13 protein-coding genes are annotated in these 17,630 nt (G+C 36.3%); 3 read left to right on the top strand and 10 right to left on the bottom strand.

Features of this window, described 5'->3' with window-relative positions; translation table 11 throughout:
- Positions 1-97: 97 nt before the first annotated feature.
- From CC92_RS0112360 to CC92_RS21685, 10 genes are all read right to left on the bottom strand, one after another.
- Positions 98-1,357, bottom strand: coding sequence for an ABC transporter permease (locus tag CC92_RS0112360; protein WP_029502598.1), 1,260 nt, complete (start codon positions 1,355-1,357; stop codon positions 98-100).
- Positions 1,354-2,412 carry an ABC transporter permease gene (locus CC92_RS0112355; protein WP_029502599.1) on the bottom strand — a complete coding sequence of 353 codons (1,059 nt, stop codon included), beginning with the start codon at positions 2,410-2,412 and terminating at the stop codon, positions 1,354-1,356. Before CC92_RS0112355 ends, CC92_RS0112360 begins: the two co-directional genes overlap by 4 nt.
- Position 2,413: 1 nt before the next feature.
- On the bottom strand, positions 2,414-3,187 hold the full coding sequence (locus CC92_RS0112350; RefSeq protein ID WP_031420381.1) for an ABC transporter ATP-binding protein: 774 nt from the start codon (positions 3,185-3,187) through the stop codon (positions 2,414-2,416).
- A gap of 353 nt (positions 3,188-3,540) precedes the next feature.
- Positions 3,541-4,926, bottom strand: coding sequence for a PH domain-containing protein (locus CC92_RS0112340; protein ID WP_029502601.1), 1,386 nt, complete (start codon positions 4,924-4,926; stop codon positions 3,541-3,543).
- Positions 4,916-5,299 carry a GntR family transcriptional regulator gene (locus CC92_RS0112335; protein WP_029502602.1) on the bottom strand — a complete coding sequence of 128 codons (384 nt, stop codon included), beginning with the start codon at positions 5,297-5,299 and terminating at the stop codon, positions 4,916-4,918. The genes CC92_RS0112340 and CC92_RS0112335 overlap by 11 nt, the downstream gene beginning before the upstream one ends.
- Before the next feature lie 176 nt (positions 5,300-5,475).
- Positions 5,476-6,534 carry an alpha/beta hydrolase gene (locus CC92_RS0112330; RefSeq protein WP_029502603.1) on the bottom strand — a complete coding sequence of 353 codons (1,059 nt, stop codon included), beginning with the start codon at positions 6,532-6,534 and terminating at the stop codon, positions 5,476-5,478.
- Between the two features lie 132 nt (positions 6,535-6,666).
- Complete coding sequence (locus CC92_RS0112325) at positions 6,667-8,010, bottom strand: TldD/PmbA family protein (protein ID WP_029502604.1); 1,344 nt, start codon at positions 8,008-8,010, stop codon at positions 6,667-6,669.
- 84 nt (positions 8,011-8,094) lie between these two features.
- On the bottom strand, positions 8,095-9,474 hold the full coding sequence (locus CC92_RS0112320) for a TldD/PmbA family protein (protein ID WP_029502605.1): 1,380 nt from the start codon (positions 9,472-9,474) through the stop codon (positions 8,095-8,097).
- 316 nt (positions 9,475-9,790) lie between these two features.
- Positions 9,791-10,405 (bottom strand): amidase domain-containing protein, encoded by a 615-nt coding sequence (locus tag CC92_RS0112315; RefSeq protein WP_029502606.1) that lies wholly within the window; start codon positions 10,403-10,405, stop codon positions 9,791-9,793.
- A gap of 83 nt (positions 10,406-10,488) precedes the next feature.
- Positions 10,489-12,171, bottom strand: a complete 1,683-nt coding sequence (locus CC92_RS21685; RefSeq protein ID WP_029502607.1) for an N-acetylmuramoyl-L-alanine amidase — start codon at positions 12,169-12,171, stop codon at positions 10,489-10,491.
- A gap of 427 nt (positions 12,172-12,598) precedes the next feature.
- On the opposite strand from CC92_RS21685, the gene CC92_RS0112305 reads away from it, so the two are divergent.
- From CC92_RS0112305 to CC92_RS0112295, 3 genes are all read left to right on the top strand, one after another.
- Positions 12,599-14,986, top strand: a complete 2,388-nt coding sequence (locus CC92_RS0112305; RefSeq protein ID WP_029502608.1) for a hypothetical protein — start codon at positions 12,599-12,601, stop codon at positions 14,984-14,986.
- Positions 14,987-15,005: 19 nt separating this feature from the next.
- Positions 15,006-16,217, top strand: coding sequence for a hypothetical protein (locus CC92_RS0112300; protein WP_029502609.1), 1,212 nt, complete (start codon positions 15,006-15,008; stop codon positions 16,215-16,217).
- Positions 16,218-16,691: 474 nt separating this feature from the next.
- The gene (locus CC92_RS0112295; protein ID WP_029502610.1) at positions 16,692-17,516 is read left to right on the top strand and encodes a helix-turn-helix domain-containing protein; all 825 of its coding nucleotides are present in this window, start codon (positions 16,692-16,694) and stop codon (positions 17,514-17,516) included.
- Positions 17,517-17,630: the final 114 nt, after the last annotated feature.

Below are 17,630 nucleotides of genomic sequence, written 5' to 3'. Positions count from 1 at the left end.
TCATTAGAACAAGGAGCGAAGTATAGATTCCCCTTCGCTCCAACATTTTAATAAAATAGTTCCCTGATCTAATCAAGTAAAATGAAACTAGATTTACTTATTCTTTTTCATTTATCTTCATACCAAGCACTCCAAAACTTATTAATACAATACAAAATGCTAGCATGATTAGAGTAAACATTAGATAAACCCCTGAATCCCCTCCCTTGATACCTTCAAAAAAGCGTATGCTCCAGGATTGTGGCATAAAGTATGAAACTGCTTTTATCATAGACGATGCCTTATTCACAGGGAAGTAAAGACCGGATAGTACACTGGTAAACACCCAAGTAAAAAAAGCAACATAATTAACAGTTAAGACATTGTTAAATAAGGTACCAAATGTAATACTAAGCAATTGAAATGTAATTCCAATCCCAAATGCCACCAATGCAAACTCTAAATTACCAATACCAATATCTGCTTTCACAAATGTGTTTAACCCTATAAGGTACACCCCTACCTGTAGCATTGTCGTTGGAATGATTAATATAATTTTTGCAATACCATAACTTGCAATATTCGTCCTTGTTAAGGTAATCCTTCTAAGGACTTGATACTCCTTCTCCTTTAGGAATATCCCAGTAATAAAGACACCAATTAATAACGAGGATAAGGACATAAAAGATATGGTATAACCAAAGTTTTCTTTTTGATGCTTTTCCTTGGTTGAAATTTCTCTGCTGCTTTTTGTGGAGACTGTTTCCACCCTTTTTTCAATACTCTCACCCTTTTGATTTAGCAAGTCGTGATAATTAAGAATACTAACTTCTTTCCCTTCCGACTCCATTTGCGATATCTCAACCATCTCGCCCATCAAACGATTAAGGTTTGCATACAAAAGTTGTAACCTCTCATCCTCATTACTTTTTAGGATTATGATAGCTTCTTTGTAGTCTCCATTAAGAATGCGTTCTTCAAAATTCTCAGGTAAATATAATTGTACCCCTAGATTACTCTTATTTGCAGTCGTAATTGCCTCTTCTTTTATCCTTTCTAGTGTTTTTCCTGTTACATCTTCACGATAGACACTGTAACCGCCAGTATCTAATAATCCATTTAGCAAGTACTGAGAACTTTTAGAATTAGAAGCATCATATACCTTGATGGAGAGTTCAAGTTCCACCATAGATAGTAATATTCTTTCCTCTTCTTCGACTTCAATAACCTTATCACCCTCCGATTCGGTAGGATATTCCAAAGGGATTGCTAACCAAAGTAACGTTAACACTGGGAGAAGTAGCATACAGCATAGAAAGCCCTTATTTCGAAATAATAATTTACTATTTGCTTTTAACATAGTTAAAAAACCTATCATATCCTCTCCCCCTTGCAAAACCGGCTAAGCAAAATCGAAACCATACTACCAGTTATGATAATAGCAGATAAAATTACAACACAGGGAAGCGCATATTCACTGGATCCTTTTGTGGAATATTCAACTAAGGTACGATTCAAGTAATAGATCGGTGATAATTTTGCCATCGTCTCACTTGTAGTTGCAAACATATAAGTTTGGAACGCTCCACCAAAGAATCCCCAACTAAAAACGATAAAGAAACAGGCAACAATTGTTGCTGCAATATTCTGAAATATCTGATATAACATAATACTAAACGCACTAACAGCCATAGCCTGTAAAAATAGTATTCCAAAACTTAAATGTAACTTATCTCCCCAGTCGATTCCGAGTGTGAAAGAGGTAATAATGATTGCTAAGCCCATTTGAATACACAGTATCATTACACACGGTATGAATTTCCCTAGATAGAAACGAAAAGATGAAGTGGGGGACATTTTCATCCGACTACGGATTTGCCCTTTTTTCTCACTGTTAATGACTGCTGATATTGAGAAAATACCACACCACATCATGTAAACGATTTCGGCAATACCATAATAGTTTTTAGCCTCTGGAATTGGATTGCTGTCTAAAGTCTCAACCAGATAAGAATCTCCTTGTAACGGTTCCCCCTGCATACAAGAAGACATCACACCTTTCAGTATCATTGTTGCTGCCTTCGTATCTTCTGTTTGATAAATCACGTACTCCTTGGTACCAAATTCAATATATAAGTCTAAGGTTTGGTCATTTAGCTTTTCTAAGCCTATCTCCTTTGAGTATGGATATAGCGTAATATGATTCTTTGAACCTGCAATGGTGACAGTTTCTAGTATTGGTAAGATGTAACTATCCTCTGTTACAGAGTAACCTACTTCATACTCTTGTAAGCTATAATTCACATTCAACATACTATCAAACGCACTTGATAACATGGAAATTAAAAATACTGGTATGAGAATCATCATAAAAAAGATCAATTTCCCACGAAATATAAGCTTCATATTATTCTTAATGAGATAACGTAGCATCTTACATTACTCCTTCCGCATAATCCCGAAGCTTCTTCCCAGTTAAAGTTAAGAAGATTTGTTCTAGGCTTATATCATTACTTGGATTATCAGAAACCAACTGAATTAACTCCTCTTTTGTCCCACATGCAATCACCTTTCCATTATCCATAATAGCGATTCGTGTACAAATTGCTTCAATCTCCTCCATATAATGGCTTGTATAGAGCACTGTTACACCCATTTCATTGAGGTACTTTATCTTTTCTAGTATAAAGTTACGAGACTGAGGATCAATCCCCACGGTAGGTTCATCTAATATAAGCAGCTCCGGATGATGCCCCAGTGCACAAGCAATGTTTAACCTTCTCTTCATACCTCCGGAAAAGTTTTTAGGAAACCCCTTTCTATGTTCCAATAACCCTACAAACTCAAGCGAATTATCCACTTCCTTTTTTAATTCTTCTCCCTTTATACCATATAAGGAAGCAAATAATTCTACATTCTCCCATGCTCTAAGCCCTTCATGAATTGCCAAATCCTGCGGCACATACCCAATTCTTGATAAGCTCTTCCTTTCCTCTTTTTTCATCTCACTACCAAACAGCTTAATCTGCCCGGAGGTAGGCTTCACCAAAGTACAAATCATATTCATAGTGGTACTTTTCCCTGCACCATTGGGTCCAAGTAGTCCAAATATTTCACCTTTTTTTATTTCTAAATTTACAAAATCTACAGCTATTTTTGAATCATAGCGTTTTGTCAGCCCTTCAAGCTTTACAATAATTTCATCCATTCTAACCTCATTTCTGACGCTTTTACGCCCTTTCAATGATGGAAATGTTGTGCGATTCATAAACCAGTTGAACTTTGTTTTTCAACCTGCTCCCCACTTCCTAACTCTTAAAAAACTTTATGAAAGTATTGTATCATTTCGCAATTTCTACTAATAGTGCCAAAAGAGTGAATCGTGGAGGTGAAAAAAGTAATGTTTCCGTGGATTAGACTTTTTCCGCAGATTAGAATGTTTCCTCCTATAAGTAAGAATAAAGCACAAGAAATATATTTTATCCTATCATAAAAAAACAAACGATAATCATAGCGAAGCAATTTGCTTTTTTATGATAACCGTTTGTCACTTAACACTATTTATTTAATTACTTCCTTTAATTCCTTATATACCTCTATCGTTTTCTCGGTAGTTTCATCACTAAAGATATAAGTCTCTTCTTCTGTATGTAGAACAAGAAATGCCTCCGTTTCAGGATTCAAGCAAACTTCGCAGCTGCCATACCCTTTCACTGAAAAATCACCCTTATAAAGATTATCCATGCCTGTACCAATGTTTTTGGATGTCCTAGGTAACGTTGTCAGATACTCTAATTCTGTAATATCGTTAAGCGGGATCCTGTACTCTTCCTTTAGATGAGTTGCTACCACCTCTTGATTACTTACCTGTAACGAAATCGGTGTAAATTCTTCGAAAAATATCCATACACAAGATAAGGGAATGGATAGTAAGGCGATGATAACTACACCTGATAAGATCTTTCCAGCCTTGGTGGCGAGATTACAAGTCGTTCCCATACCAACTCGTTTTGCTACAAGTGTATGTTTATCTCTTGGGTTATAATAAAACTGCCCATAAATCCAATTAATATCATCATCCACAATAACATCCATTGGCTGATCTAAACTATACTTTCTTTGTAGCTTTCGAACCTTTACTTCACTAAATAAGCTAATAAACACTAAGACAGCAGAATAAACCATAGTAGCAATCATAAAGCTCATCGTTGATACCTTTTTGTTATCCAAGTAAAAGTACGTGATAACTACATAAACAGTGTTGCATGCTGCCATACTTAAAAAGCAATCTTTCCATGCCTTACGGCGTATTCTTGTCATGGTCGTATTTCGAATACTATCTTCACTAATTACTTCTCCCTTTTGCCGTCTTAATAAGAGGTCAATAAGAAAGCAAAGAAGTGTAATCGATGCCATTATTACGAAAAGCATAACCTTCCCGCTAAAATATTCATCCTTTTCCCAATAAAAAAATGCATATCCTAACGGCGCAAAACTTATCACATTTAATATAAGGTAACAAATTGTTAGGCTCTTTGATTGTCTCACCATGACTGCCTTCATATCTACAACTACAGTATTCGCATAAGAGGTACTCCACTCACGCTCTTTTTTTATTTTGGATAATTTCTGATTGTATTTTGCGAATGGATAAAAACATAAGATAACAACCACAAGTATCCAAATCATATAGATAGAAAATCCTATTGCAAAACTTTTTATGAAAAAAGGTACCGCCAAAACAGGGAGTAAACACAATGACCATATTCTTAACTCTTTTTTATACCTCGCAATCATTTGTAGCACCAAAGGGTTATCCAACTGCTCTACAGGAAGAGTTACCCCCAGCACAATATTTTTCTTAGGCTCCGCCTCATTTATCATAAGGTAATAAATAATTGGCAGTATTGGTAACATTGAAACCACCATAATAATATTAACAACCATGACGAGACACCTCCTCATATAATAAGTCGCATTTTTTAAGTAATTCTTCCTTTTCTATCCCGCATAACTTAATCTCTGAAATAACTAAACGTAAATCCTCAACCTGCTTATCCCTCCATCCCAATGTCTCGCTCTCTCTTGCCTTAACGATAGCACCACTGCGGCGGTCCGCTGTGATATAACCCTCTTGTTTTAAGACTTGATATGCCTTATTTACTGTCATCGTATTTACACCAATTTCATTGGCCAGGCAACGAATTGTAGGCAATCTCTCTCCCGGTAGTAATTTCTTCTGTGAGATTCCCAAGACAATTTGATTACGAATTTGAAGATAAATCGGTACATCACTTGAAAAATCGAGCGCTAGTAACATGAAATCACCTCCTAATATAAAATCAAAGCTTTCTAATATTTTTTATTGTATTGTTTGTATTATATATTATAATACATATAATACAAATTCCAACAGTTTTTAAGGAATAACATCTATTGTTTTATAAAACCAAGCAGTTCCGAAACAAGAAAACACACATTGCGAACTCTTCCTTATCATAATTTTAAAAAAGGCAATAAAAATAAGCCCTTTTTCGTCATGCTCAGGACGTTTTTCTTCGCTTTTTTAACTTTATCTAAAAATTCTAAGATTCGATTACAATATTCCGTATCTTTTTCTACATTAGTAAAATCGGAATCATCAATAATATAATGTTCCGAAGAGTCTCTTACCCAGTATTCTGCCTCAGGATAGACTTCTTTAAATCGGTTGATATTCTCTATTAATATTTTCGAGTCCTCTTTACTAGATATAAAAAAGACGGGGCGATCATTTGTATTCTTAATCTGCTCCATTGGTTTTAATGACTCTACAGCATCTCTTCCAAACACAATGGACAAAGCAAATTTTATTAATGGTCGCTCTATTTTACAAAGGAACTCTGGTACCCCATGTTTCTTCATAGAATCAATCATGGCATCTTCCACACTGGTATAAGCAGACATAGCTATGAGCGCATCAATCTCAGGTATTTGTCCGAAGGCATTAATCGCGGCTGCACCACCCATAGAAACACCTTGAAGAACAATTGGAACATCTTGATAGCGTTCCTCATTTCGTAGATATTCGACGACAGCCTTTACATCATTTATTTCAGTATAACCAAGTCCAATGACGTTACCTTCACTTTCTCCATGCCCCCTGGTTTCTAATAGGATTGAGGCATAGCCCTTCTCCTTCATCCATTTTGCATGACCATAAAAATAAGTAATGGAAGGTTGCCTGATATCCGTCAAATAGATAATAACCGCTTCCGGTTTTTCTACCTCTATCTCAGTTGCCCATAAGGAATATCCATCCTTCGTTCTAATAGGAAGCATCTTGTTCTCCAGACCAAAATCTGAAGCCTGATAAATATTTTGTAACGGGTAATCTAAATTAGCTTCACCTTGATATAAAATTGGCCCCCGTGTAATATAATATACCCCTATTAGTGGTACAAATACAATTGCTAATACAAGGGTAATAAGCAAGAAAATACTACCGAATAGAAGTCTCTTCCTCCATCCGATCCTCTCCATAACCTTATTTTTTTTTCCCCTAGTTATCCTCATTGCTAGAACCTCATGCCTTCATACATCATTATACTTTTAATAATGATGTGTTTTGAAGATTAGTATAGCATTTGGGAAGATTTAGTCAACAAAGTTAATCGATTACAGCAACAAATTACGGTTGTTTTTTTATTATCCTGCGATTGATAGTTCTGAAACCAGAACACAAGGTGCTCCAAAGCAGCTAAGTCCCTTTGGAAGAATAAACTCAAGGTCATTAGAAATAGCTTCAATGTTAGCTAAAAGTTTATAAAAGTTACCTGCTACCGTAAACCCTTTTACACAACTTTCTTTTTTTCCATCCTTAATAAGGAATCCGGAAGCTCCTAAAGAAAAGTCACCTGTCTTTGGATTTGCACCTGCATGCATTCCCTGGAGTTCTGTGATGTAAATACCATCTCCTGCTAAGGAAAATAGTTCTTCCTTTGTTTGGCCGCTTGGTTTTATATAGAAATAATATGGAAGGATGGATACACTAGAGGAATATGTTAATTTAGAAGCATTTCCTGTACTCTTTATCCCAACTTTTTTTGCAGTTTTTAAATTATGAAGAAGTGTAGTAAGTTCTCCATCCTTCACTATTTCTTTGGTGTAGGTAGCAACACCTTCTGCATCGAATGGCATTTGGAGTGAAGAATCGAAATAAAAAGGATCGTCCACAATGGTTACTATATCGGAAGCAACTGTGGTATTTTCTTTCCCTTTTAATAGTGACAATCCCTTTTGAGCATTTTCTGCAGAAAAAACTTCTGCAAAAGTTGAAAGCATGGTCGCCATCATCTTACCAGAAAATACAACCTTCATTTTACCAGAGCCCGCTTTTAAAGCTCCAATTTGCTCTACAGCACCCTCCACCGCTTTCTTTGCTATTTTCTTAATATCAGCTTCTTCGACATTTCCCAATTGGAAATCCAAAGAATCTAACATCTCACCTTTTTCTTCGATGACAGCAGCTGTATAGACACCGGATAGCGATACCTCATGATTTAAATCAAGGCCCTTGGAATTATAGATGCTTACAGTTACATTAGAGGCAAATGCTCCACTTTCTGTTGCATCAATAACACGAGAATCCTGCTCATACGTTGCTTTATTACAAGCAATAGCTTTCTCTATCATTATATCTGCACTTGGCAGTGCCTCTGCCTTCTTTGTAACCTGTTGATAAGAATCTCCCGCGCCATAAAGAACTACTTCATCTTCACTTTCAATCGATAATGCATTATCCATCGCTCTTATAACAATATTTTTCGCTTCTTCCTCATCGTATTTTTCAGTAGCTGCATACCCCATCTTTCCACTTTCGATGCACCGAAAACATGCACCACCATTCTTGCTACTGCTAAAGCTCTTAACATCTTCCTTATAAATCTCAGTATTAATCTCGGATGTGGTACTATAATAAAGTTCATAATCTGTTAAACCAGCTTCTTTCGCTGCCTCAATCACTGCTTGCTTAAATTCATTATAATTCATAGCTTTCCCTCCTAAACTCTATTTTGAATCTAGCGTCTTGTTTGCCGATCATTGATTCACTTTAATCACTCGCTTAGATTCACACTATCTTCCACCAACAGTAATGGATGATACGCGTAGCAATGGCTGACCAACATCAGTTGGTATACTACCACTGGAGGAACCGCACATACCCTGTCCGGTTGCAAGATCCGTGCCGACCATATCGATATTCATAAGAATTTCTGATCCTTTTCCTATTAAGCTGGCACCACGAACAGGCTCACAAATCTTACCGTCTCGTACCATATAACCTTCTTTTACGGAGAAGTTAAACTCTCCTGTAATTGGATTTACTGATCCTCCACCCATGTCTGCTGCATATAAACCATACTCCATGGAGGCAATAATATCTTCATTCTTATCCTGACCAGCTAGAATCATTGTATTGGTCATACGAGAAGTCGGTTCCCAAGCATAGCTTTGTCGTCTACAGTTACCTGTAGCCTCCATGCCCATACGACGTCCACCAAGTTTATCAATCATATAGGATTTTAAAATACCATTTTCAATCAAAACATTACGTCTAGATGGATTTCCTTCGTCATCAACGTTAATGGATCCCCAAGCATTCGGTATTGTTCCATCGTCTACTGCTGTTACCTTTGGATTTGCAATCTGTAACCCCAACTTATTACTAAATACTGACTGTCCAAGGGCTACTGACGTTGCTTCTAAGGAGTGCCCACAAGCTTCATGAAAAATAACACCACCAAAGCCATTCTCAATTGCTACCGGATATTTTCCTGCAGGGCAATAGTCAGCATGAAGCATCGTTACTGCCTGCTTTGCTGCCTGTTCACCAATCTTCTTTGGAGAAATCTCATCAAACATCTCAAGCCCCATTCGTCTGCCCGGCGAACAAGCTCCTGTTTGATTTTCTCCATCTTTACTAGCAATTGCTGAGATTGACATTCTTGTTCTTACTTGACGATCTTCTGTATATAGTCCATCACTATTCGCAATCATAATATTGTGATCTACATCAAGAAAACTTCCCATAACCTGAGATATTTCAGGATGATAATTTTTTGCGCTAAAGTATCCTTCCTTTAGCAATTCTATTTTTTGTGCATTCGGTACACTAGAAGGTACAATACGAATTGGATGAATATCTCCAAACAACGTTTCTGTTAAATGTATACTCTTTCCATTCGGTACACCTGACAATGCAGAAGCTACTTGTGCCGCGCAATTGATTAATCCACTATAACTCATATCGGTAGTTGAGGCATAAACACTTTTCGTTCCCTTAAGAATACGAATTCCAACCCCAGATAATAAGGAATCTGTAATTTCACTTACCTTACTATCTATCATGCTAATATTTTTACTTAACGTTCTCTCTGCAAAAACCTCTGCAAAATCCGCACCTGTAGATAGCGCTTTTGCAAGTACCGCATTTAAAATACTCTTTGATATCATTTCGTAATTCTCCTGCCTTTCCTTATGAAAGAAGTCATACCAAAATCTTTCACATACTATGGATGGTTACCTGGAAATCTCAGGTTTTTCCATCTTTAACTGATATCTTATCATAAAATATTTTGTTACACAACGAAACATACTAAAAAGAAATAACCTACAAGAAAAAGCACGCTTCGCAAACCCTTCCTTGTCATGAATAAAAAGGTACAAACAATAACTTTCAAAGCTAATAACTCCTCTTTGAAAAAACTTGTTTGTACCCGATCTGATCCTCTATTCTACGATACCTTCAATTCCTAATACATTAACCTTATCAAAAGTAAGCATCTGTAAACTTAAGTACTCTCATCCATGCACCTTCAATGCCACCATTGGTAGCAAGTACATCGCTGAGTGGGCGGTAACTATAATCTGCAGTATGTTGTGCTACATAGACAGATTCCAATGCATTATCAATCGTCTGCGGTGTCTGTGACGTCACCATTACGGTATGACCATAGCGTCCAAGATTACTATGATAAAACTGTAATACATCGCCAGGCGCTAATTCCACCGTTACGTTACCCCAGTATTGCCGATTATTATAGCCTTTTGCTCTAGGTCCAGGTCCTTGATTTGTAGTGACGTAATTCCACAATTCCTCTACCCTCATAAATGCTCCAGATGCATATGCGGAGGGAGAAGCATAGTTTCTTCCATACCAGATATTGGTTTGACGATAATTCTGCGCAACTCTCTCTCTAAGTGCCAGAATATCAGCTTCACTTGTCAAGGAATACCCGTCTGTACCACCATATCCCGCCCAGATACACTGCGATATAAAATTCGTACAATCTTCTGACATCCGTTTGAATATTCCGTTTTGTTCTTCTTTTCCAAACTGTATGGCATATAACGTTGCCCGTATTGGATTATAAGAAACAACCATTCTACTCCTAACTAGGAGACAACCTAAATTTCTCCCTATTATTGCTTTTATCCTATCTTATTCAACTCTTTCTTCTAATGTGTCTATGGAATGAGAATTTTTTGTCCCACCACAATGTAATTAATATTTTCGATACTGTTATACTCTGCTAATTGCTTAATCGTGATACCATATTTTGAAGCAATGGAAGCTAACGTATCTCCTCTTTTTACAACATATACATGGTCGTTTTGCTTTGCTACCCCTTGCAGATAGTTTTGAATTGACTTACCAATTGCAATGCCAAAATCCTTTTGATTTTCTGTTTGAATTAAATATTCATAATCATATGGATTGGATAAGAAGCTAGTTTCTAATAATACAGAAGGACATGTAGTAAAACGAGTTAAGGATAAACTTTTTTGTCTAGGTTCACGTTTGTTAAAACCTAATTCCTCAGTAATACTATTATTTATTAGATTTGGCAAATTTCCAAATAAATTATAGCTATAGTAGGTTAAGAATCCACTTGTTTTTCCATAATCGCTTGAGTAGTCTAAAGAATTACCATGGATTGAAACAGAGAGATCCGGTTTTACTTTTCGTATGGTTTCTACACGGTTTGATAAACTATAAAACGTATCATTCTCACGGATTAAGATTACCTTTGCTCCAAGCGCTTCAAGATATTGCTTGGTGTACAAGGTAATATTTAAGTTAATATCTTTTTCCACTGGACCATAAACTCCCATTGGTCCAACTGTTCCGCTGTCATAATCTCCATGTCCAGCATCCAATACTATCGTAGCACCAGTCAAAGATTTCGTATCTTTTAACTTTACTGGAAGCTTTAGCTCAAAACGCATCACATCATTTTTAAATGTTACATCATAACCATACACGGATGCATTGTCATACATGGTAAAGCAGTAGGTCTTTGTTTTGTTTTTACTGTCAGTATTTACTGTCACTTTCTCAATAATATCATTTCCTGCAGTTTTTGGTTTTGCTGCAGCTATGGTATCATATAGCTTTAGATAGATATTTTGACCTTCAAAGGATACCGAATATAAAGCATTTACATTCATCGATAATTCGATTACTAATTGATTCATAGCAGAATCAATACTCATATTTGCCTTTGTTACCTTGTTCGATTCTAGTTTCTTGTCATATCGTCTGATACTGGATTTTGAAACAAACGTACCATCTGCGAGCTTATAGAAACTTCCATCTTCCCCTAAGATACGAGAGGTCGTTCCAAGTGTTAAAGGCATTAAGTTAACATTGGAATCACTCACCTTGCTTCTTGGCATTGCATAACTGCTTGTTATAACCCCATAAACATCATTTTTAAACTCTTTATATGTTACCTTGGGAGTACTAGTGCCACTATTACCCGAATTATTTCCAGATGAAGTTGCTACTTTCTTTCTATTAATCGTTAACGTCTTTATTATTCCATTGTTTTCAAAAACAAACTCGTTCTTTCCAACTTCCAATTCTACATAAACCGTAAAAAAGCCATACTCGGTTGTCTCTATCTCTTCTCCGTTCATATACAATGGATATTCATAATCACAAGCACCAAGAATACTCACTTTACTACCAGTGGTAGAGTAATTATTTTTGGGAGTGGCAATAATAATATCCCTTGGATTTTCATATCCTGGCATCTCATTACTAGCATACGCCGTTATCTTCGGCTGATTTGAAAAAGCAATACTAAGCAATAAAATAATGCTAAAAGAAACTATTAATTTAAACTTTTTTTGAATGAATAACATAAACTCCACCTTCCCTACCTATAATGTCTTCTCGTTAGTCCCATTTTATTCTTTTTTTGTGTTACTTTTATGTCATGAATTAGGCATAATTCATGGTTTTTCTTACATTTTTACAAAAATCAGTCCTTTTTCCTATTTTCGAGTATTTTCGTGCTTCTGCTTTACTTTTGACACACCTATGTTATACTATTTTTAATGGCAAGAAAGAGGAAAAACTATCTAGATATCTCCTTATTTGGTGTGGTAATACGTTCCAATAGAGCTTTTTTCTAAAGATTTCTCTTCTCTAAACCGATAATAAATGCAGAGCATAAATACAACTTAAGAAAACAAATACATGTAAAACCGTTTGGCCTCAGGAAGAGAAAGCGGTGTGGTTTTGACCGACTGAGAAACCACCTACATGATTAAAGGAGGTATGTAAACCATGCAAACAGGAACTATTGCTGTGAAAGATACAGCAAGAAGCAGTCGTAACATTTTCCTTTGCATTACTGCCAGTGTCTTATTTCTACTGACCTTGGCTTTTGGTGTCTTTTCTTCAAAAACAGCATATGCTGTTGGAGCAAGCATCAGTGTACAGGAAATTAATTATGACAATAGTACAATAACTCTAAAGGTAAATTCAAGTGATACTGTCGTTTATTTTTCAGATGAAAACATGAAAACTTGGGAAGCCGTTCCGACGGATATTGGTTCTGATCGTCTGGTAACTCTTGATATCTCTTGGATTACACCGACCAGTAAATATGTACTAACCTTTAAAGCTGATTCTTCAACCGAGGTAGTAAAAGTTACGATTCCAAAGCAGGTATCAAACTTTAAGGCAAGCTATAATAAAGTTCGAGGTACTGTTACCTTTACAAATCATTATAACCGTACGATCCAGTGGAGAAAAAAGGATAGCTACATATGGAATACTGTAAATACTGATTCCTTCGCATCACAGCTTGAGATGCTTTGTACCCAAGGTGCTACTGTATATCTAAGACTTGCACCAACGAATAGTTATCTGATCAATGGGGCACTAACAGAGGGAGCTCGTCCAAGCAAGGAAATTTCAATCACCATACCAAAGAAGATGGCCGCTCCAACTGTCTTAATTAATGGTTCCAAGTTCTCTATCCAAGCGGATAAGAATATGGCTTATCGTACCGTGGCTAGTGATGGAACTATTGGTGAATGGAAAAGTGTAACCACTTCGACAAATCTTTGGTTAAAGGATATTGCTGGTAGCGCTTTGTATACCAATGCAACAACACCTCAAAGTGAAGTTACTTTACAATTTAGAAAAAATCCAACCAGTACCAGTCAGGTTTCTCATATCGCAACGGTTACTGTACCAATTCAGGAAGCCCCTCCTTCAGAAAGTGAGAATGGTATAGAGATTAATTATACAAGCTCTACCACCTTTACTTTACAGATTAAGGCTGCGAGTGAAACAAAACCCTTTGAATATACGATAGTAAAACCTGAGGATACCTTAAACTATGCAACTGCATCCTGGACTTCCGTTTCCTCGAATTCAGAAATCACGATAAAGAAGGAAAAAGCACCTGCTGGAAGCCATGTCTATGTGAGAAAGAAGAGTATGCCTGCTACTGACGACGTGAAGTTTTCTCTTGCCTCGAAAGAATTTGATATCACAGGAAGCAAAGGCGTTCAATACCCAGATTCAGCACAGGTAACAACGTTAAATACCTTAATCACTACTGCTGGAGTATGTAATAGCGAAAATTCTGCTGGTAATCTAACATTTACTCTTTATAGTCCAACAAAAACTACCGTATCTTCCATTAGCTTCCGTGATCAATACGGTAACACCAAAGGTACTGTAAGTTTAAAAAGCTCTGTAAGTATGAATACCTCTTCAAGGTTTATAACAGATCAGTACATTATAACAACGAAGATTACTAGTACAGAAAATTTAGATACTTTTACTGAAACAAAGCTATATGCTTATATTACATTAGCAAATAATGATGTGATTGAAAGTACAGTAGATACTGGAGTACTACTATACATTTATCCATCCAGTAAAATTAATAACTCCGAGAATAAGGAATATACCTCAGCATTCGAACGTTTGTATAGTTCGACAGAAGATGGCGATAAATCTTCGTTTACTTTCCAAATAGACTTAGGTACAGAAAAAGTACCAGATACCTCTGCTATTGGGAGCTTTACTCCTTCGGATACTGAAGTTAAAACAATAAAGTACGATGGATATACTCTGACACCAACTACAGATTATCAAGTAACCTATGGTTCTTATACGAACGATGATGGTAAGAAAATTCGTACTGCTACCGTTACCGTTCACGTGAATAAGTTTGAAACCCATTCAACAATTACTACCAAGGGAGAAGCAGTTCCATTGTTAATTACCTTAAACAATGGGGAAGAAATCGATAACAAAGTCACGATAAAACTTGTAGATACAGCGACTTTATTAGATTCTCCAATTGCTTGGTCTATCATGGAAGGTAGTTTAAAAGAAACGGAGACTAAAGTTACTACAAATGAGGATGGAAGTAAAACTACGGAAACCGTTGATGTTATTACCTATGAACTAAAGTTAAAGCTACATGACAGCTCTTATGCAGTTGGTATATCCGATGTAACTTGGGGCGGTACTTCCGTACTACGTTCTGCTACAGTATCTGGCGGAACTGCAACCATTTACTTATCCAACGCTAAGATTAATAAATTAACTACAACTTCAACAACCACCAATAATCTAGTTATTACCTTAAGTAACGGATTCGTGATTAAATCAGGTTGCAAGTTAACCATTATCGATGCTGGTAAGTAGAGAAAGGAGACTTAAATAGATGAATACAAAGAAAAAAGTACATTTTTTCATACGATATTGTAGTATCCCTATCCTTCTAGTGTTTGGTCTCCTATTGCTCATTCCAATTGCTAAAATCAGTGCTGCTGAAGCAAAACCGGTTTCGATTGGAACAATTGACTATGACACTTTGACTATGTATGTTTATACCAATAATAATACTGTAGTCCACTATTCCACTGATAAAACAACTTGGTACGAGGTAGAAGGAAACAAAACAACAGAAAATGATGCATTCCTTATGGATATTTCCTGGGTAAATTCCTCTGACGATACCACCCTATATTTTAAAGGTGAGAATGATAAAACCATTCAAAGCGTAACGCTTCCTGCGAAGGATACCTCATTAAAAGTAGTATATGATAAAGTCGATAATATTTTTGAATTTGAAAATTGCGATGCTGCAACTCACTTTGAGTGGAAGAAGGCTACAGACTATGTGTGGAATAAAGTTTCACTGGATCCAAATTCAGGCTCCTACCAGTCTTTCTTAAAGACGATAGATGGTTTGCTTGTAAAAGGTGCTAAAGTATCCTTCCGTATCCCACAAATAGTGGGAACAAATGCAAACAATGTAGGTGCTCGTCCATCAAAGGAAGTAAACCTCACTCTTGCCAAAAGAGCGAATGCTCCTTCGGTTAAAGTAAATGCTAATAAATTAATGTTAAACACTACTTTATCTATGGAGTATTTTAATGAAAAAATTAATGCATGGGTAGAATGTGATAAGAGTATGACACTCGAAGATATTGCTCCTACCACTCTATATCGAAACGGTTCCAAACCCGTTACCTTAAAAATTCGTACCGCAGCTACAGCAAATAAAACATATAGCAAAACTGCCTATTTAAAGATTAACGGTCAAGCTGGTGCTCCTACCCTTGGTGATAATAGCAAGGATGTTTCCTACTATTATCAGAATGGAAAACTGATGTTGCAATTTAACAATGCATCCAAAACAGAGGTATATAGCTACGCTATCGTAAAGCCAGGTTCTACCTTTAATGAGACAACTACTGCATTTACCATTATGAATACTACCAAAGCAAAAGCAATTTCATCTACAACTGCTCCAGAAGGTTCTACTATTTATATTCGTAAACAGGGCGTAAATGAAAATTCAACAAAGGGAATCGAACTTAAGTTAGCATCTGAAGTAAATAGCTTTAAGGTTTCTTATCCTAAGCAGTAATCACTGCTTAGGTTAGGAAAAGAAATCAAGCTTGTTTAATTGATGTAATACTCTTTACTAACAAGTTTTAGTAAACTATAAAAACTTTCTTGTTAATCACTAGAGACAACCGACATTTTCGAAAAGCTTCCTAGCTTCGAGAGTGTCGGTTGTCTTTTTTATAATCTCTTATTAAAAAAGGTTGGGATATTGTATGATAAATTGCGATGCAACCTACGGTTGACAATTTGCAAACCCATATTTTCTTGTCATTTCTCTTCCACTGCTATATATTAATACTTGAAAGAAGAGTTAATTGAAGAATTTAAAGCTCAAAAAACCGCGGAAGTAAATCTTTCATTCATAGGGTGTAACTGCCTAACTTAAATTAGGTTGAAGGAATAATGTTTTCAACCTCAACAAGAAAAAGCACGCTTCGCGAATTTTTCCTTGTCATGAATAAATAGGACGTTTAAGCGTCAGAATAGAGGTTTTATGAAATTTTGTGATAAATTAATAGAGCTAAGACGAGAGCGTGGTCTCTCCCAAGAACAGCTTGCAGATTTATTAGATGTATCCAGGCAATCTGTGAGTAAGTGGGAATCTGATCAAACGATGCCGGAGCTTCCGAAATTAGTAGCATTATCGGGAATCTTTGAAGTTTCTCTTGATTATTTAATCAGAGATAATATTTTGGATCGTTCTACTACAGGAGAAAAAACAGATCGTACAGCAGGAAATTATGATGACACAGCACAGAAAAAACACGACTATGCCACTTTAGAATCTCAGCTTAATGAGATCAACGATTACATTAAGAGACCACGTGGTTTTGAGTATAAAAGTAAAAAAACACTGTTCGGTCTTCCATTGATTCATATCTGCTTTTTATACTCTAGACATCGAATCAAAGTGGCGAAAGGAATTATTGCGATAGGAGCTATCTCGGTGGGCTTTTTTAGTATCGGAGTACTTTCCTTTGGATTGCTTGCTCTTGGCGCTCTGGCATTAGGCTTATTTTCCTTTGGTGCAATATCCATTGGTGCGATTGCTTTGGGATCAATTGCTATTGGCTACTTTTCAGCTGGCGCTATTTCTGTTGGTGTGTATTCCCTTGGCTCTATTGCAATTGCTAAGGAAATAGCAATCGGCGCTATTGCATCCGGTAATCTAGCAATAGGAGATGAAACCTACGGTTCCAATTGTTATTCTATCGATGCGATTCAAACCAAGGCAGTGGCAAAAGATATTATATTAACTCACTATCCATCCATACCAAAATTTCTACTTAATATATTTACCTTGTTTTTTCACTCTTAAGCTAATTCCTAGTGAGGCATGTGGTACTTCTTCCTATGCCTCACTATTTTATTATGTAGTTGAGGGAATGGTTAATGAAGCGTTGTTTTACTAATTTCTTATGATAAGCTACAA

It is taken from the genome of Lachnoclostridium phytofermentans, from assembly GCF_000733755.1.
Taxonomy (GTDB): Bacteria; Bacillota; Clostridia; order Lachnospirales; family Lachnospiraceae; genus Lachnoclostridium; species Lachnoclostridium phytofermentans_A.
This window is presented reverse-complemented; position numbering and strand designations above follow the sequence as displayed.